At 70.5% G+C, this 14,711-nt stretch carries 15 protein-coding genes; 10 read left to right on the forward strand and 5 right to left on the reverse strand.

Going from position 1 to position 14,711, the window contains the following annotated elements; all coding sequences use genetic code 11:
* Nucleotides 1–86 precede the first annotated feature (86 nt).
* Both ACWDBE_RS09370 and ACWDBE_RS09375 read left to right on the forward strand, forming a co-directional pair.
* On the forward strand, nucleotides 87–1,418 hold the full coding sequence (locus tag ACWDBE_RS09370; RefSeq protein ID WP_449807625.1) for a choice-of-anchor A family protein: 1,332 nt from the start codon (nucleotides 87–89) through the stop codon (nucleotides 1,416–1,418).
* A 321-nt stretch (nucleotides 1,419–1,739) separates the two neighbouring features.
* Nucleotides 1,740–2,447, forward strand: coding sequence for an LAETG motif-containing sortase-dependent surface protein (locus ACWDBE_RS09375; protein WP_449807626.1), 708 nt, complete (start codon nucleotides 1,740–1,742; stop codon nucleotides 2,445–2,447).
* Nucleotides 2,448–2,523: 76 nt separating this feature from the next.
* Here ACWDBE_RS09375 and ACWDBE_RS09380 read toward each other — a convergent pair whose 3' ends face one another.
* Both ACWDBE_RS09380 and ACWDBE_RS09385 read right to left on the reverse strand, forming a co-directional pair.
* Nucleotides 2,524–3,300 carry an ABC transporter permease gene (locus ACWDBE_RS09380; protein ID WP_392878851.1) on the reverse strand — a complete coding sequence of 259 codons (777 nt, stop codon included), beginning with the start codon at nucleotides 3,298–3,300 and terminating at the stop codon, nucleotides 2,524–2,526.
* 20 nt (nucleotides 3,301–3,320) lie between these two features.
* Nucleotides 3,321–4,247 carry an ABC transporter ATP-binding protein gene (locus tag ACWDBE_RS09385; protein WP_449807627.1) on the reverse strand — a complete coding sequence of 309 codons (927 nt, stop codon included), beginning with the start codon at nucleotides 4,245–4,247 and terminating at the stop codon, nucleotides 3,321–3,323.
* Nucleotides 4,248–4,410: 163 nt separating this feature from the next.
* On the opposite strand from ACWDBE_RS09385, the gene ACWDBE_RS09390 reads away from it, so the two are divergent.
* From ACWDBE_RS09390 to ACWDBE_RS09425, 8 genes are read left to right on the forward strand one after another with little or no spacing between them, the layout of a single operon-like run.
* Nucleotides 4,411–5,253, forward strand: a complete 843-nt coding sequence (locus tag ACWDBE_RS09390) for a helix-turn-helix transcriptional regulator (RefSeq protein ID WP_449789344.1) — start codon at nucleotides 4,411–4,413, stop codon at nucleotides 5,251–5,253.
* 9 nt (nucleotides 5,254–5,262) lie between these two features.
* Complete coding sequence (gene sufB, locus ACWDBE_RS09395) at nucleotides 5,263–6,678, forward strand: Fe-S cluster assembly protein SufB (RefSeq protein ID WP_449789345.1); 1,416 nt, start codon at nucleotides 5,263–5,265, stop codon at nucleotides 6,676–6,678.
* A gap of 56 nt (nucleotides 6,679–6,734) precedes the next feature.
* Nucleotides 6,735–7,967, forward strand: coding sequence for a Fe-S cluster assembly protein SufD (sufD, locus tag ACWDBE_RS09400; RefSeq protein ID WP_449789346.1), 1,233 nt, complete (start codon nucleotides 6,735–6,737; stop codon nucleotides 7,965–7,967).
* A 5-nt stretch (nucleotides 7,968–7,972) separates the two neighbouring features.
* A complete protein-coding gene (locus tag ACWDBE_RS09405; RefSeq protein ID WP_063349526.1) occupies nucleotides 7,973–8,290 on the forward strand; it encodes a bifunctional 3-phenylpropionate/cinnamic acid dioxygenase ferredoxin subunit in 318 nt (105 codons plus the stop codon).
* Nucleotides 8,291–8,296: 6 nt separating this feature from the next.
* Nucleotides 8,297–9,061, forward strand: coding sequence for a Fe-S cluster assembly ATPase SufC (sufC, locus tag ACWDBE_RS09410; protein WP_449789347.1), 765 nt, complete (start codon nucleotides 8,297–8,299; stop codon nucleotides 9,059–9,061).
* Entirely contained in the window at nucleotides 9,058–10,317 is a 1,260-nt protein-coding gene (locus ACWDBE_RS09415; RefSeq protein ID WP_449789348.1) for a cysteine desulfurase, read from the forward strand. The genes sufC and ACWDBE_RS09415 overlap by 4 nt, the downstream gene beginning before the upstream one ends.
* Nucleotides 10,318–10,337: 20 nt before the next feature.
* Nucleotides 10,338–10,790, forward strand: coding sequence for a Fe-S cluster assembly sulfur transfer protein SufU (sufU, locus tag ACWDBE_RS09420; RefSeq protein WP_449789349.1), 453 nt, complete (start codon nucleotides 10,338–10,340; stop codon nucleotides 10,788–10,790).
* A 22-nt stretch (nucleotides 10,791–10,812) separates the two neighbouring features.
* Nucleotides 10,813–11,211 (forward strand): metal-sulfur cluster assembly factor, encoded by a 399-nt coding sequence (locus ACWDBE_RS09425; protein WP_392878480.1) that lies wholly within the window; start codon nucleotides 10,813–10,815, stop codon nucleotides 11,209–11,211.
* Between the two features lie 265 nt (nucleotides 11,212–11,476).
* On the opposite strand, the gene ACWDBE_RS09430 is transcribed toward ACWDBE_RS09425, so the two are convergent.
* The 3 genes from ACWDBE_RS09430 to ACWDBE_RS09440 all read right to left on the reverse strand — a co-directional run bounded on the left by ACWDBE_RS09430 (nucleotide 11,477) and on the right by ACWDBE_RS09440 (nucleotide 14,705).
* Entirely contained in the window at nucleotides 11,477–12,349 is an 873-nt protein-coding gene (locus tag ACWDBE_RS09430; RefSeq protein WP_449789351.1) for a hypothetical protein, read from the reverse strand.
* A 215-nt stretch (nucleotides 12,350–12,564) separates the two neighbouring features.
* Nucleotides 12,565–12,918: a hypothetical protein gene (locus ACWDBE_RS09435; protein ID WP_449789352.1), complete on the reverse strand. Its 354-nt coding sequence runs from the start codon at nucleotides 12,916–12,918 to the stop codon at nucleotides 12,565–12,567.
* A gap of 428 nt (nucleotides 12,919–13,346) precedes the next feature.
* Nucleotides 13,347–14,705, reverse strand: a complete 1,359-nt coding sequence (locus tag ACWDBE_RS09440; protein ID WP_449789353.1) for a hypothetical protein — start codon at nucleotides 14,703–14,705, stop codon at nucleotides 13,347–13,349.
* Nucleotides 14,706–14,711: the final 6 nt, after the last annotated feature.

Consider the following 14,711-nt stretch of genomic DNA (forward strand, 5'->3'; position numbering starts at 1 on the left):
CCCGGTTGGCAGAAAGAGTGCGGATTGGTCCATACCTTTTTCGGGCCATTCCCCACTCCTCCCGCACGTAAGCGGAGATCCTGCACATGCGCATATCCACTTCCGCCGCCGCGCTCGCGGTCGGCGGCTCGCTCGCACTGGCCGGCCTCGTCGCGCCGGCCGCCCAGGCCGTCGGCGCCGACCAGGAGTGCCGCAGCCTCGGGGTCGCCAACCTCTACGGCGAGTTCATCGAGGGCGATGACACCCACACCCCGGACGCCGAGGGTGCGGTCGCGGTCGGCGGCAACGCCGACTTCACCGGCGGCTTCTCGGTCGGCCAGGAACTCACCCCGGCCGAGGTCGACGCCCTGCCGGGCAAGAACGCCCTGGTCGTGGCGGGCAAGATCACCGGCCACAACACCCAGGTCATGAAGGGCAACGGCGTCTACGGCTCCAAGGCCGACGGCGCTGTCGTCCAGGCCCACCAGGGCGCCGTCGCCCAGGGTGCCTCGCCGATCGACTTCAAGGCCGAGTTCGCCAAGCTGCGCGCCGCCGCCACCTCGCTGGCCGCCGTGCCCCAGACCGCCGGCGCCACCGTCCAGGCCGAGGGCGCCAAGCTGACGTTCACCGGCGGGGACGCGAAGTACAACAGCTTCACCGTCGACGCGGCGAAGCTGCAGGGCGCCAAGGAGGTGTACGTCAAGGTGCCGGTCGGGGCGGTGACCGTGATCAACGTGACCGGCGGTTCGTACGACATGGCGGCGGCCGGGACGAGCGGCTTCCTTCTCTGGGACCAGAGCAAGTCAGCCTTCGTGCTGGACGACAAGAGCCAGAGCGCGTCGGGCGGGGCGATCCGCTCCAGGCTGCTCTGGAACTTTCCGACCGCGACCAAGGTGACCAAGAAGGGCGACGCCGCCTGGGCCGGGACGGTGCTGGCGCCCAACGCCGCCGTCTCACTGAACACCCCGGGCGTCAACGGCGGGCCTGGGACGGGTGGTGCACCGATCAACGGTTCGGTCATCGCCGCCTCGCTGACCGGCACCTCCGGTGCCGAGACGCACCACTACCCCTACACCGGCTGCCTGCCGGGCACCACCGTCCCGACGCCGTCCGGCACGCCGACGGTGCCGAGCGGCTCGCCGTCGGCCACTCCGAGCGCGTCGGCCTCCCCGAGCGGTTCGGCGAGCCCCTCGGGCGGCCCGTCCGCCCCGGTGACCGGCACGCCCGGGGCGAGCGGTTCGGCCAGTGCGTCGGCCGGCGGTTCGACGGCCGTTCCGGCGGCCTCGGGCAGTCCGTCCGCCCGGCCGGACGCGGGCGGCGACCTGGCGCACACCGGCTCCGGTCCGGTGCTGCCGCTGGCCGTCGGCGGTGCGGTCGTGCTCGCGGCCGGCGGGGCGATCGTGGTGGCCGCCCGGCGCAAGGCGGCCCGGAAGGCCTGAAACCGCCCGAGCCGGTCGACGTGAGTTCGTCAACTGACCGAAACGGCGCCCTCGGTGACTCGACTCGATCACCGGGGGCGCCGTTCTGTCTTGAAAGTGACCAAGTTCATTCGGCTTTGCCGAATCCGTGTTCCGCGAGGTGGCGGCTGTGATGGGCTGGTCGTGCACATCGGAAGACGGACGGACAGTCGAAATCCGGTCGTACGGCGGGGTGTGGCAGGGTGCGGAAGTGCCGGTAGAGTCCCCCGGACAGTCGTAGCGGGCCACCGCGAAACACTCAACACGCCTGCTGCACAGGACCGTTCGGAGGGGAACAAGGTAATGGTGCGACAGCAGCGGCACTTCGCGATCGGCGCCACGGCACTCGCCGGGACGGCTGCGGCCGGCTTTCTACTGCCACTGGCGCTGGCGTCCAACGCCTCGGCACACGTGCCGACGTGGACGGTGACCTGCGACAAGGTCGTGGTCGATCTGATCAACTACAGCGGCAACGAGACCGTGAAGAACACCGTCAGCCTCACCATCGACGGTGAGAAGGTCCTGGACGGCAAGATCTTCCCGAAGGAGTTCCACGGCACCTTCCCGGTGAAGGACCACAATGCCCCGATCAAGGCGAACCTGGTGGTCACCACCACGGAGAACCCGAACGAGAAGGGCTGGAACATCAACGAGACCAAGACCATCGAGCCGTGCCACACGCCGACTCCGACCCCAACGCCCACCCCAACGCCCACCCCGACCCCCACACCCACCCCGACTCCCACGCCCACCCCCACCCCGACGCCGACCCCCACGCCGACCGTGACCCCGACTCCGCCGGTCACGCCTCCGGCCAGCCCGAGCCCGTCGGCCACGCCCACCCCGAGCAGGACCCCCGTCCCGGCGCCCACCACCAGCGCGCCGGCGCTCGCCCAGACCGGTAGCAGCGACGCCACCCCGATGATCGCGGCGGCCGGCGGCGGGGTGCTGCTGCTCGGCGGCGCGCTCGTCCTGCTCGCCCGCAAGCGCCGTGGCGGCAACGAGAGCTGACGCTCCGCAGGCTGAAAAGCCGCGACGCCCCCGGCCTGGTGAGGCCGGGGGCGTCGCGCGTCGGTCGGGCGCCGGCTCACTCCCAGCGGAAGAAGCGGGCGGCGGCGGCCAGGCCGAGCACCGACCAGCCGGCCAGGATGCCGAGGTCCGACCAGGGCACCCCGGCGCCGTCCTGGAGCACCGACCGCAGGCCGTCCGAGAGCGCCGAGATCGGCAGCAGCTCCAGCACCGACCGCACGGCATCGGGGAACCTGCTCAACGGCACGATCACCCCGCCGGCGAGCAGCAGCAGGATGAACACCAGGTTGGCGCCGGCCAGGGTGGCCTCGGCCTTCAGGGTGCCGGCCATCAGCAGGCCGAGGCCGGAGAAGGCGGCGGTGCCGAGCACCAGCAGCGCGGCGACCGTCAGCGGATCGCCGTGCGGGGACCAGCCGAGGGCCAGCGCGATCACCGACAGCAGCGCCACCTGCAGCGCCTCCGTCACCAGGACGCAGCCGGTCTTGGCGGTCAGCAGCGCCCAGCGCGGCAGCGGGCTCGCGCCGAGCCGCTTCAGCACGCCGTAGCGGCGCTCGAAGCCGGTGGCGATGGCCTGGCCGGTGAAGGCGGTGGACATCACGGCCAGTGCGAGCAGGCCGGGGGCCAGGAAGTCGACCCGCTTGCCGGGACCCTCGACCGCGACGATGTCCACGGCGGAGAACAGCACCAGCAGCACGGTCGGGATGACCACGGTGAGCAGCAGCTGCTCACCGTTGCGCAGCAGCATCCTGGTCTCGAACGCCGTCTGGGCGAGCAGCATCCGGCCGACGGGCGCGGGGCCCGGCTGGGGGGAGTAGTCCGTCGTGACGGCGCCCATGGTTCCCTCGCTTCGTTCGCTCACGAGCGCAGCTCCCGTCCGGTCAGGTCGAGGAAGACGTCCTCCAGGCTGCGGCGCTGGACGGACAGCCGTTCGGGCAGGATGCCGGAGGCCGCGCACCAGCCGGTGACGGTGGCCACCAGCCGGGGGTCGACGGGCGCCTCGATCCGGTAGCTGCCGGGGGCGGTCTCGGCGGCGGTGGCGCCCTCGGGCAGCTCCTTGAGCAGCGGGCCGAGGTCGAGGCCGGGCGGGCCGTCGAAGCGCAGCGCGTTCTCGGCGCCGCCGCGGCACAGCTCCTCGGTGGTGCCGTCGGCGATGACCCTGCCGCGGTCGACGACGGCGACCCGGTCGGCGAGCTGCTCGGCCTCGTCCATGTGGTGCGTGGTGACGACCACGGTGACGCCGTCCCGGCGCAGGTCGCGCACCAGGTCCCAGGTGGCCCGGCGGGCCTGCGGGTCCAGGCCGGCGGTGGGCTCGTCCAGGAAGACCAGCTCGGGGCGGCCGACCACGGCCATCGCCAGGGCGAGCCGCTGTTGCTGGCCGCCGGACAGCCGCCGGTAGGTGGTGCGGCCGCAGGAGCCGAGGCCGAGGCGCTCGACCAGGGCGTCCACGTCCAGTGGGTGGGCGTGCAGCTTGGCGGTGTGCCGCAGCATCTCGACGGCGCGCGCGCCCGCGTACACGCCGCCGGACTGCAGCATGACGCCGATCCGGGGCCGCAGCGCGGCGTTCTGGGTGACCGGGTCGAGGCCGAGGACGCGGACGGTGCCGGCGTCGGGGCGGCGGTAGCCCTCGCAGGTCTCGATGGTGGTGGTCTTGCCGGCGCCGTTGGGGCCGAGGACGGCGGTGATCGCGCCGGCCGGGATGGTGAGGTCGAGGCCGTCCACCGCGAGCTTGTCGTCGTAGCGTTTGACCAGCCCGGCGATCTGGACCGCGGGTTCGGAGTGCATACCGGCGAGTGTAAGAGGGCCTGACGCGCGGGCCGGCCGGCGGCTCGGTGATCGTTTTCCCAGGCCAGGTAAGGCTTGCCTGCGTGATCGATGACACCGGTGAGGCATGGATCACGGCTTGTCCCGACGGAAGGAATTACGCAACACTGGTGTTGTGAAAAACATGCGCGAGCACGCCCAGCAGCAGGAGGCCGAGTCGGCCTCCTCCTGTGACGTGCCCGTGACGGCGGCCGAGGTGCTGCTGGAGGGCCACCGGGCCACCCGGGACCGGGTCGCGCGGTCGATCCTGGACCACGGCCCCTCCTCCGCCGCCGACCTGGCGAACCGGCTCGGCCTCACCGCCGCCGCCGTCCGCCGCCACCTCGACGGGCTGGCCGCCACCGGCCTGGTCGAGTCCCGTGAACAGCGGGTCTACGGAAGCCGCGGCCGGGGCCGCCCGGCCAAGGTCTTCGCCCTCACCGACGCCGGCCGGGACGCCTTCTACCAGGCGTACGACCAGCTCGCCGCCGACGCGCTGCGCTGGATCGCGGACTCGGTGGGCGGCGGCAAGGCGGGCGAGGAGGCGGTCGCCGCCTTCGCCCGCGCCCGCTTCGGCAAGCAGGCCGAGAAGTACCTGGAGGCCCTGCGCCTGGCCGCCGCCGGGGAGCGCACCGAGGCGCTGGCCCAGGCGCTGAGCGCGGACGGGTACGCTGCCACGGTGCGGCGTGTCCCGTCGGCCGCGGCCCAGGCCCCGGCGGGCGCCCAGCTCTGCCAGCACCACTGCCCGGTCGCGCACATCGCCGAGCAGTTCCCGCAGCTCTGCGAGGCGGAGACCGAGGTCTTCTCCCGGCTCCTGGGCACCCATGTGCAACGGCTGGCCACGATCGCCCACGGCGACGGGGTCTGCACCACCTATGTGCCGGCATCCGGTGCCGCATCGTCGTCCGCCCGGGTGCCTTCGGGCCGCGGCTCCGATGCAGCGCCGACTGCCGGTACGTCCACCGAAGATTCTGCGTCCGCGCGTTAGGAAGCTCGCATGACTGACACCGTTTCGCACCCGGAGCTCGACGGCCTGGGCAATTACGAGTACGGCTGGGCCGACCCGGACACCGCCGGTGCCGCGGCCAAGCGCGGGCTCAGCGAGGAGGTCGTCCGCGACATCTCCGCGAAGAAGAACGAGTCCGAGTGGATGCTCAACCTGCGTCTCAAGGGCCTGAAGCTGTTCGGCAAGAAGCCCATGCCGACCTGGGGCTCGGACCTCACCGGCATCGACTTCGACAACATCAAGTACTTCGTCCGCTCCACCGAGAAGCAGGCCGAGTCCTGGGAGGACCTGCCGGCGGACATCAAGGCCACCTACGACAAGCTCGGCATCCCGGAGGCGGAGAAGCAGCGCCTGGTCGCCGGCGTCGCCGCCCAGTACGAGTCCGAGGTCGTCTACCACCAGATCCGCGAGGACCTGGAGGAGCAGGGCGTCATCTTCCTGGACACCGACACCGCGCTGCGCGAGCACCCGGAGCTGTTCAAGGAGTACTTCGGCACCGTGATCCCGGCCGGCGACAACAAGTTCGCCGCGCTGAACACCGCGGTGTGGTCCGGCGGCTCGTTCATCTACGTGCCGAAGGGCGTGCACGTGGACATCCCGCTGCAGGCCTACTTCCGGATCAACACCGAGAACATGGGCCAGTTCGAGCGGACGCTGATCATCGTCGACGAGGACGCCTACGTCCACTACGTCGAGGGCTGCACCGCCCCGATCTACTCCTCCGACTCGCTGCACTCGGCGGTCGTGGAGATCATCGTCAAGAAGGGCGGCCGCTGCCGCTACACGACCATCCAGAACTGGTCGAACAACGTCTACAACCTGGTCACCAAGCGCGCCGTGGCGTACGAGGGCGCGACCATGGAGTGGATCGACGGCAACATCGGCTCCAAGGTCACCATGAAGTACCCGGCCGTCTACCTGATGGGCGAGCACGCCAAGGGCGAGACCCTGTCGATCGCCTTCGCGGGCGAGGGCCAGCACCAGGACGCCGGCGCCAAGATGGTGCACATGGCGCCGAACACCTCCTCGCACATCGTCTCCAAGTCGGTGGCGCGCGGCGGCGGCCGGACCTCCTACCGCGGCCTGATCGAGATCGGCGAGGGCTCGCACGGCGCCAAGTCCAACGTGCTGTGCGACGCGCTGCTGGTCGACACCATCTCCCGCTCGGACACCTACCCGTACGTGGACGTCCGCGAGGACGACGTGTCCATGGGCCACGAGGCGACCGTCTCCAAGGTCAGCGAGGACCAGCTGTTCTACCTGATGAGCCGCGGCCTGACCGAGACCGAGGCGATGGCGATGATCGTCCGCGGCTTCGTCGAGCCGATCGCGCGCGAATTGCCGATGGAGTACGCGCTGGAGCTCAACCGGCTGATCGAGCTGCAGATGGAGGGCGCGGTCGGCTGACGTTCCGGCCGCCCACCGCCCACCGACTTTTCGAGGAAGAGAGCACTACGACAGCCATGGCTGACGTCAACACCCCCACCGGCTCCACCACCGCCGGTTCGATCGAGGTCGGCACCGCCGGCGCGGGCGCGCAGCTCGCCGGCCCCGGCACCGGCCGCACCGCGGTCCAGCAGCCGATCGACGCGCGCGTCGCGGTCAAGCCGTCCTTCGACGTGAACGACTTCCCGGTGCCCACCGGCCGCGAGGAGGACTGGCGGTTCACGCCGCTGCACCGCCTCGGCGGGCTGCACGACGGCACCGCCGCCGCCGCGGAGAAGGGCGAGGACAAGGTCGAGTTCACGCTGCCGGACGGCGTCACCGCCGAGACCGTCGGCCGGGACGACGCCCGCCTGGGCAAGGCCGGCACGCCGGTCGACCGGGTCGCCGCTCAGGCGTTCAGCGCCTTCGAGCAGGCCCTGGTGGTCACCGTCCCCAAGGAGGCGGTGCTGACCGAGCCGGTCAAGATCGACGTGCGCGGCGAGGGCGGGGTCCGCTTCGCCCACGTGGTGATCGACGTCAAGCCGTTCGCCGAGGCCGTCGTGGTGCTCAACCACGCGGGCACCGGCACCCGGGCCGCCAACGTCGAGCTGCTCGTCGGCGAGGGCGCCAAGCTCACCTTCGTCTCCGTGCAGGACTGGGAGCGCGACGCCGTCCACGTCGCCCAGCACAACGCGCTGGTCGGCCGGGACGCCTCCTTCAAGTCCGTGGTCGTCACCTTCGGCGGCGACCTGGTCCGCCTGCACCCGCGGGTCAACTACGCCGGCCCCGGCGGCGAGGCCGAACTGTTCGGCCTCTACTTCGCCGACGCCGGCCAGCACCTGGAGCACCGCCTGGTCATCGACCACGACACGCCGCACTGCCGGTCGAACGTGGCGTACAAGGGCGCGCTCCAGGGCCAGGACGCCCACGCGGTCTGGGTCGGCGACGTGCTGATCCGCGCCGCCGCGCTCGGCACCGACACCTACGAGCTCAACCGGAACCTGGTGCTCACCGACGGCGCCCGGGTCGACTCGATCCCGAACCTGGAGATCGAGACCGGCGAGATCGTCGGCGCCGGCCACGCCTCGGCGACCGGCCGCTTCGACGACGAGCAGCTGTTCTACCTGCAGGCCCGCGGCATCCCGGCCGACGAGGCCCGCCGCCTGGTGGTCCGCGGCTTCTTCGCCGAGCTGCTTCAGCAGATCGGCGTGGCCGAGGTCCAGGAGCAGCTCATGGAGAAGATCGACGCCGAGCTGGAATCGGCGGTCTGAGCACGATGACCTTCCTCCGTGCCTGCGCGCTGAGCGACCTCCAGGAGGACGTTCCCAAGCGCGTTGACCTCAACGGCGTGCCGGTCTCCGTCGTCCGCACCGACGAGGGGGTGTTCGCGATCAACGACACCTGCTCGCACGCGAACGTCTCGCTCTCCGAGGGCGAGGTCGAGGACTGCATGATCGAGTGCTGGCTGCACGGCTCCAGCTTCGACCTGCGCACCGGCAAGCCCTCCGGCCTGCCCGCCACCAAGCCGGTCGCTGTCTACCCCGTAAAGATCGAAGGGGACGATGTGCTCGTCTCCGTCAACCAGGAGTCCTGAGTACACATGGCAACCCTTGAAATCCGCGACCTGCACGTCTCCGTGGACGCCGAGAACGGCCCGCGCGAGATCCTGAAGGGCGTGGACCTGACCGTGAAGCAGGGCGAGACCCACGCCATCATGGGCCCGAACGGCTCCGGCAAGTCCACCCTGGCCTACTCGCTGGCCGGCCACCCCAAGTACACCGTCACCGGCGGCTCGGTGCTGCTGGACGGCGAGGACGTCCTGGAGATGTCCGTCGACGAGCGCGCCAAGGCCGGCGTCTTCCTGGCCATGCAGTACCCGGTCGAGGTCCCGGGCGTCTCGGTCAGCAACTTCCTGCGCACCGCCGCCACCGCCGTCCGCGGCGAGGCCCCCAAGCTGCGGCTGTGGGTGAAGGAGGTCAAGGAGGCGATGGCCGCCCTCCAGATGGACCCGGCCTTCGCCGAGCGCAACGTCAACGAGGGCTTCTCCGGCGGTGAGAAGAAGCGCCACGAGATCCTCCAGCTGGAGCTCCTCAAGCCGAAGATCGCGATCCTCGACGAGACCGACTCCGGCCTGGACGTCGACGCGCTGCGGATCGTCTCCGAGGGCATCAACCGGGTCCGCTCGACCGGCGAGGTCGGCACCCTGCTGGTGACCCACTACACCCGCATCCTGCGGTACATCAAGCCCGATTACGTCCACGTCTTCGCGGGCGGCCGCATCGTCGAGTCCGGCGGCGCCGAGCTGGCCGACAAGCTGGAGGAAGAGGGCTACGAGGCGTATGTGAAGGGGGGCGCGTCCGAGTGACGCATCCGTTCACGGGACTGCTCGACACCGACGCGATCCGCAAGGACTTCCCGGTCCTCCAGCGGTTGCTGCACGACGACAAGCCGCTGGTCTACCTGGACAACGCGGCCACCTCGCAGAAGCCACGCCAGGTACTGGAAGCCCTGACCGCCTACTACGAGCGGCACAACGCCAACGTCCACCGCGGCGTGCACGTGCTCGCCGAGGAGGCCACGGCGCTGTACGAGGGCGCCCGGGACAAGGTCGCGGCGTTCGTCAACGCGCCGAGCCGCAACGAGGTGATCTTCACCAAGAACGCCTCGGAGTCGCTCAACCTCGTCGCCAACATGCTCGGCTGGGCCGACGAGCCCTACCGGGTGGACGCCGACTCCGAGATCGTCATCACGGAGATGGAGCACCACTCCAACATCGTCCCGTGGCAGCTGCTGTCGCAGCGCACCGGTGCGAAGCTCAAGTGGTTCGGGCTGACCGACGAGGGCCGGCTCGACCTGTCCAACATCGACGAGCTGATCACCGAGAAGACCAAGGTGGTCTCCTTCACCCTGGTCTCCAACCTGCTGGGCACGGTCAACCCGGTCGAGACGATCGTCCGCAAGGCCCAGTCGGTCGGCGCGCTGGTCGTCATCGACGCCTCGCAGGCCGCGCCGCACATGGTGCTGGACGTCCAGGCGCTGGAGGCCGACTTCGTCGCCTTCACCGGCCACAAGATGCTGGCCCCGACCGGCATCGGCGTGCTCTGGGGCCGGCACGAGCTGCTGGAGGACCTCCCGCCGTTCCTCGGCGGCGGCGAGATGATCGAGACCGTCACCATGGGCTCGTCCACCTACGCCCCGGCGCCCCACAAGTTCGAGGCCGGCACCCCGCCGATCGCCCAGGCGGTCGGACTCGGCGCGGCCATCGACTACCTCCAGGACATCGGCATGGAGAAGATCGCGGCGCACGAGCACGCGATCACCGAGTACGCCGTCGAGCGGCTGCTGGAGGTCCCGGAGCTGCGGATCATCGGCCCGCGCACGGCCGTGGACCGCGGCGCGGCGATCTCCTTCACCCTCGGCGACATCCACCCGCACGACGTGGGCCAGGTGCTGGACGAGCAGGGCATCGCCGTGCGCGTCGGCCACCACTGCGCGCGGCCGGTCTGCCTGCGGTACGGAATTCCGGCGACCACGCGGGCGTCGTTCTATCTGTACTCGACGCCGGGCGAGGTCGACGCGCTGATCGACGGCCTGCACCACGTCCGGAACTTCTTCGGCTGACGGGACGGGGCAGGACGACCATGAAGCTCGACTCGATGTACCAGGAGATCATCCTGGACCACTACCGCAACCCGCACGGCAAGGGGCTGCGGGACGGTGACGCCGAGGTGCACCACGTCAACCCGACGTGCGGCGACGAGATCACCCTGCGGGTGAAGCTCGACGGCGCCACCGTGGCCGACGTCTCGTACGAGTCGCAGGGCTGTTCGATCAGCCAGGCGAGCGCCTCGGTGCTCAACGACCTGGTGGTCGGCAAGACCGTGGGCGAGGCGCAGGCGGTCCAGGAGGCCTTCCTGGAGCTGATGCAGAGCAAGGGGCAGGGCGAGGGAGACGAGGAGGTGCTGGAGGACGCGGTCGCGTTCGCCGGCGTCTCCAAGTACCCGGCCCGGGTCAAGTGCGCCCTGCTCAGCTGGATGGCCTGGAAGGACGCCACCGCCCAGGCGCTCGCCCAGAACCCCGCCGTGAACGACTGAACCCGCAGAGGAGGACAAGACCATGAGTGACGAGAGCACCACCACCGCCGGCACCGAGGCCTCCGCTGCGGAGGAGCAGCAGCCCGGCGTCATCGTCGGCACCACCGCCGGCACGGTCTCGGTCGAGGACCTGACCGAGGCCCTGATGGACGTCGTCGACCCCGAACTGGGCATCGACGTCGTCAACCTGGGCCTGATCTACGGCATCCACATCGACGAGTCCGACGTGGCCACCATCGACATGACGCTCACCTCGGCGGCCTGCCCGCTGACCGACGTCATCGAGGACCAGGCCAAGACCGCCACCGACGGGCTGGTGCAGGACCTGCGCATCAACTGGGTCTGGATGCCGCCGTGGGGCCCCGACAAGATCACCGACGACGGCCGCGAGCAGCTCCGCGCGCTCGGCTTCAACGTCTGATCGCTGCTTTTCGCCTTCGCCGCTGCCCGGGACTTCTTCGTAAGTCCCGGGCAGCGGCGCTTTCGCTGGGTGAACACCCGGGCGCCGTCTGCTTCGTTGAGCACGTTCACCGCCGTTCCCCACCATCCACCCCCCACCCGCCTGTCGGCGGGTGCCCGCCCCCGCCCTCGCCGCGCGCCGCCCGGCCAGGCGGCGCGCGGTGCTCATGGAGCAGGGGGACGTACCTGTCGGGGCCCCTTCGGACCGGTGGGGCAGGCAGCCTGTCTCAGGCGGCGATGTGTGCGGGTCGACTGCCGGCCATCGAGGAGCGTAGAGCGGTTCGGACTCGGGCGGCACCTTTGGCTGCCACGTCCGCCCCCTGGCCGACCGCGAGTGTTCGGATTGTCAGGCCGGCGCACGGGCGGCAGATGCCCGGTCGTGGCACGGGGTCGTGGCACTTGGCGCACTCGGAGTAGCGGGCGGCCGGGGGGTGTTCCCGGGGGTGGGGCGGTGGCAGCTTGTGTTCCAGCCGGTAGCGGAGCAGGGCGGCTGCTGAGTGCATCGGGACGGGCAGGCCCGGCAGCAGGGCTTGAGTCAGTTCGGCTACGGTGCAGCCGCGCGCCAGCCACTGCGCCACCAAGGGCGCCAGCTCCCGGGCTTCGGCCTCGCCCAGGCGTAGCCGGGGTTCGGGGCGGAGTACGCGGAACAGGGTGGCCACCGCTTCGCGGAACGGTTCGCTGTCGGGCGGCACCTCCCCTTCTTCCCGGTCGCCTTCGTCGGCCGGGCTCGCGGGGAGGGAGGGTTCTTGGCGCCCGTTCTTTACAACAGAGCTGTCAGCACGACCGGTTGCCGCTTCACCGGGCGCCGGACGGGTGGTACCCGGTGGTGCGAGCTGCGGAGTGTCGTAGACGTGGTTCTCGGTGATGATCGTGCCGTCGGGCAGACGGATCGTCTCGACCCGGTAGTAGCCCGCCTCGGTCAGCTCCTTCAGAGCTTTGCGGATGGCTCCGCGCCCCTGGGGGCTGCTGTCGGCCATGTGCCGACCGTCCTCACGCCAGCCGTCGGGTCGGGAGAGCAGATCCGCGAGCAGGCCTCGGGCGGTGTAGCTCAACCGCCGGTACTGGAGTAGGGCGTTGGGCAGCACGGTGAAGTTGCGCACGTGGGCGCTACGATGGACACGCATCGGGAGTTCTGGCTCCTGTTGCCGGACCCCGGAGCGTTGGCGCGCTGCCGGGGTCACCTGTTTTCGGTTGGACTACGAAACGTACCACGGCAATTGACGCTATGTGAGACGTTTATGGCATTCCGTGCGGATGCGCTGGGGTCGGCCAGGAAGGCGATGTCCTCGGGGCGGCCCCAGCGTTGGACGCAAGGTCAGGTGGCTTCGGCTTGGTCCATGGCGGCTGCGCTTGGCTGTGCGAGCCAGACCAGCCGTGCAATGGTCCCCGGTCGCCCTGCGAAGTGGCGCAGGGCCCTCTGCGGAGATGCGAGGGTCATTCGCGCCTGCTCGTCGATGCTGATGACGTGCGCTCGTCCGCTGTGGTCGGCGAACCCCCAGGCGACGACCCACCCGTCGGCGTCCGGCAGTCCCTTGCCACACACCTGGACAACGGCGAACAGACGGGGTGCGGTGTCGAGCACGAGCCCGCACAGCTCCTGGTCGAAGGTCGGGCCGTCAGGCAGTCGAGGCGTGACCGGACGGGGGCTACGCAGCGGCGCAGCAGCCATGGAAGTTCTCCTACATGAATGGGATCGGACTCGGCGCTGCCACCATCACGGGCAGCGGAACAGCTTGCTCGGGCCGGTGCCAGATCAGCGAAGCCAGGACGCCGCGTGGCCAGTGGCCGAGCCAGAACACGACGGTGGACGGTTGGGGCTGGTCCTCGGTGGAGCCGTCGCGGGGCAGCAGTTCGGTGGGGGCGATGTAGCCCTCGCGGGGGTCGAGCCGCAGCCGGAGGACACAGGGGCAGCCCGAGGGCGGTGTAGGCCTTGGTCGAGCTCGTGGCTTGACCGAGGTGGACGGCGTCGGGGTCGGCGAGTTGGTCGGCGCGGGTGGCAGGGTAGGGGTCGGGCCCGCACCGGCTGGTGCGGGCTCGGGTGGCGTCACTTGACCGCGTAGGAGTTGCCGCGAAGCACGATCAACTGGTGCCGTCCGATCACGTCGGGGCCACGCGGCGCTTCGACCACCGTTCCTCCTCCGTCCGGTCCCGAAAGGGAGCAACCAGCCACGGCACGAGCCGCGGGGCTGGAACAGCGGCGATCTGCTCAACCGGTCGGAGAAGCGCCTGCTTGCATGACTCCGCTGTCCAGACGGTGAACCGGGCGTTGGGGTAGGCCGGGTTGATGCCGATCTCTCCCTTGGGGCTGACGCCGTTGAACGGCGTCGAGATGCCCTCCCTGTTCCAGTAGGCCCACGCCTGCATGGCCTTGGCCTGCTCGAAGCAGTGGTAGAGCTGCGGGTAGCGGTCGAGGAGCCGGATCTCCCGGAAGATCAGCTGGCCGAGGAGGTGTGGTGCCGTCTCGGCCATCGCGCCCAGGTCCGCCGCGTGGAACGTGAAGTCCCGGATGTCCTGGCGGGGTGTCAGGGACGTGGTGGCGAACAGATGGGACATGCGCCGGCGGACGTAGTCGGCGGCCGACGTCGCCAGGTTGGGCTCGATGCCTCCGACGAGATCGAGGAGCCGGGCGTGGTCCGGGTAGAACCGCCCGAGGTCGAAGAGAGTGCCCATGCTGTCCACGGCGGAGAAGGCGAGTTCCTTGTAGAGCCGGTTGTTCATCTCCCCGCGGTCCGCGTACTCCCGGGTGGCCCGGCTGGTGGAGTGGAGCATCAGGTATTCGGCGACGGTCTCGAAGTAGAGGTACCCGAGATAGGGGAAGACGGGGACCGTGGCGGCGAGGGCGTCGATGAACGACTCTTCCGGCGTCGTGCCACCACTGGCGTTGTGCAGGAGCTTGTCGAGGAACGGGGCTGCGACGCACACCCGGTCCACGACGGACCGCAGCACCTGGTCGTCCTCGGCTGCGGTGAGGACATGCCGGCCCGCCTGGTAGGTCCGCAGATGGATGCCGCCGAGCCGCAGGTAGTTCAGGCCCTTGGCCGGTGCCGGGCAACCGGGGGTGACTTGGATGACCAGGGGTGTGCTGTCGCGGCGGCTGGCCAGGCCGTGGCGGGTGTCCAGTAGGTAGGAGCCGAGGTTGTGGGGCCGCAGCGCGCCGCCGGGCAGCGGGGTGAGGGGCGAGCCGTAGACGGCCCCGATCAGGCAGCCGGTGGAGGCGAGCAGGTGGCCGCTGGAGCGGATGGCGTCCAGGGAACGGGTCAGGTGCAGTAGGTAGACCGGGCCGCCGGCGGTGAGCGAGGCGAGCATGGCATTGGCGTCCTCGCGCAGCAGGTGCCCGTTGGGCGACTGTTCGAGGCGCTGGTGCCAGTCGGACTCGGAGTCGGCGAGTCCGGCTGGCAGTGGTCGGTCGGGAGGTGTGCTGTAGTCGGTGTGCGCGAGGTCCCACTCGGTGTGCACGGGGCT

This window comes from Kitasatospora sp. NPDC001132 (assembly GCF_053598415.1).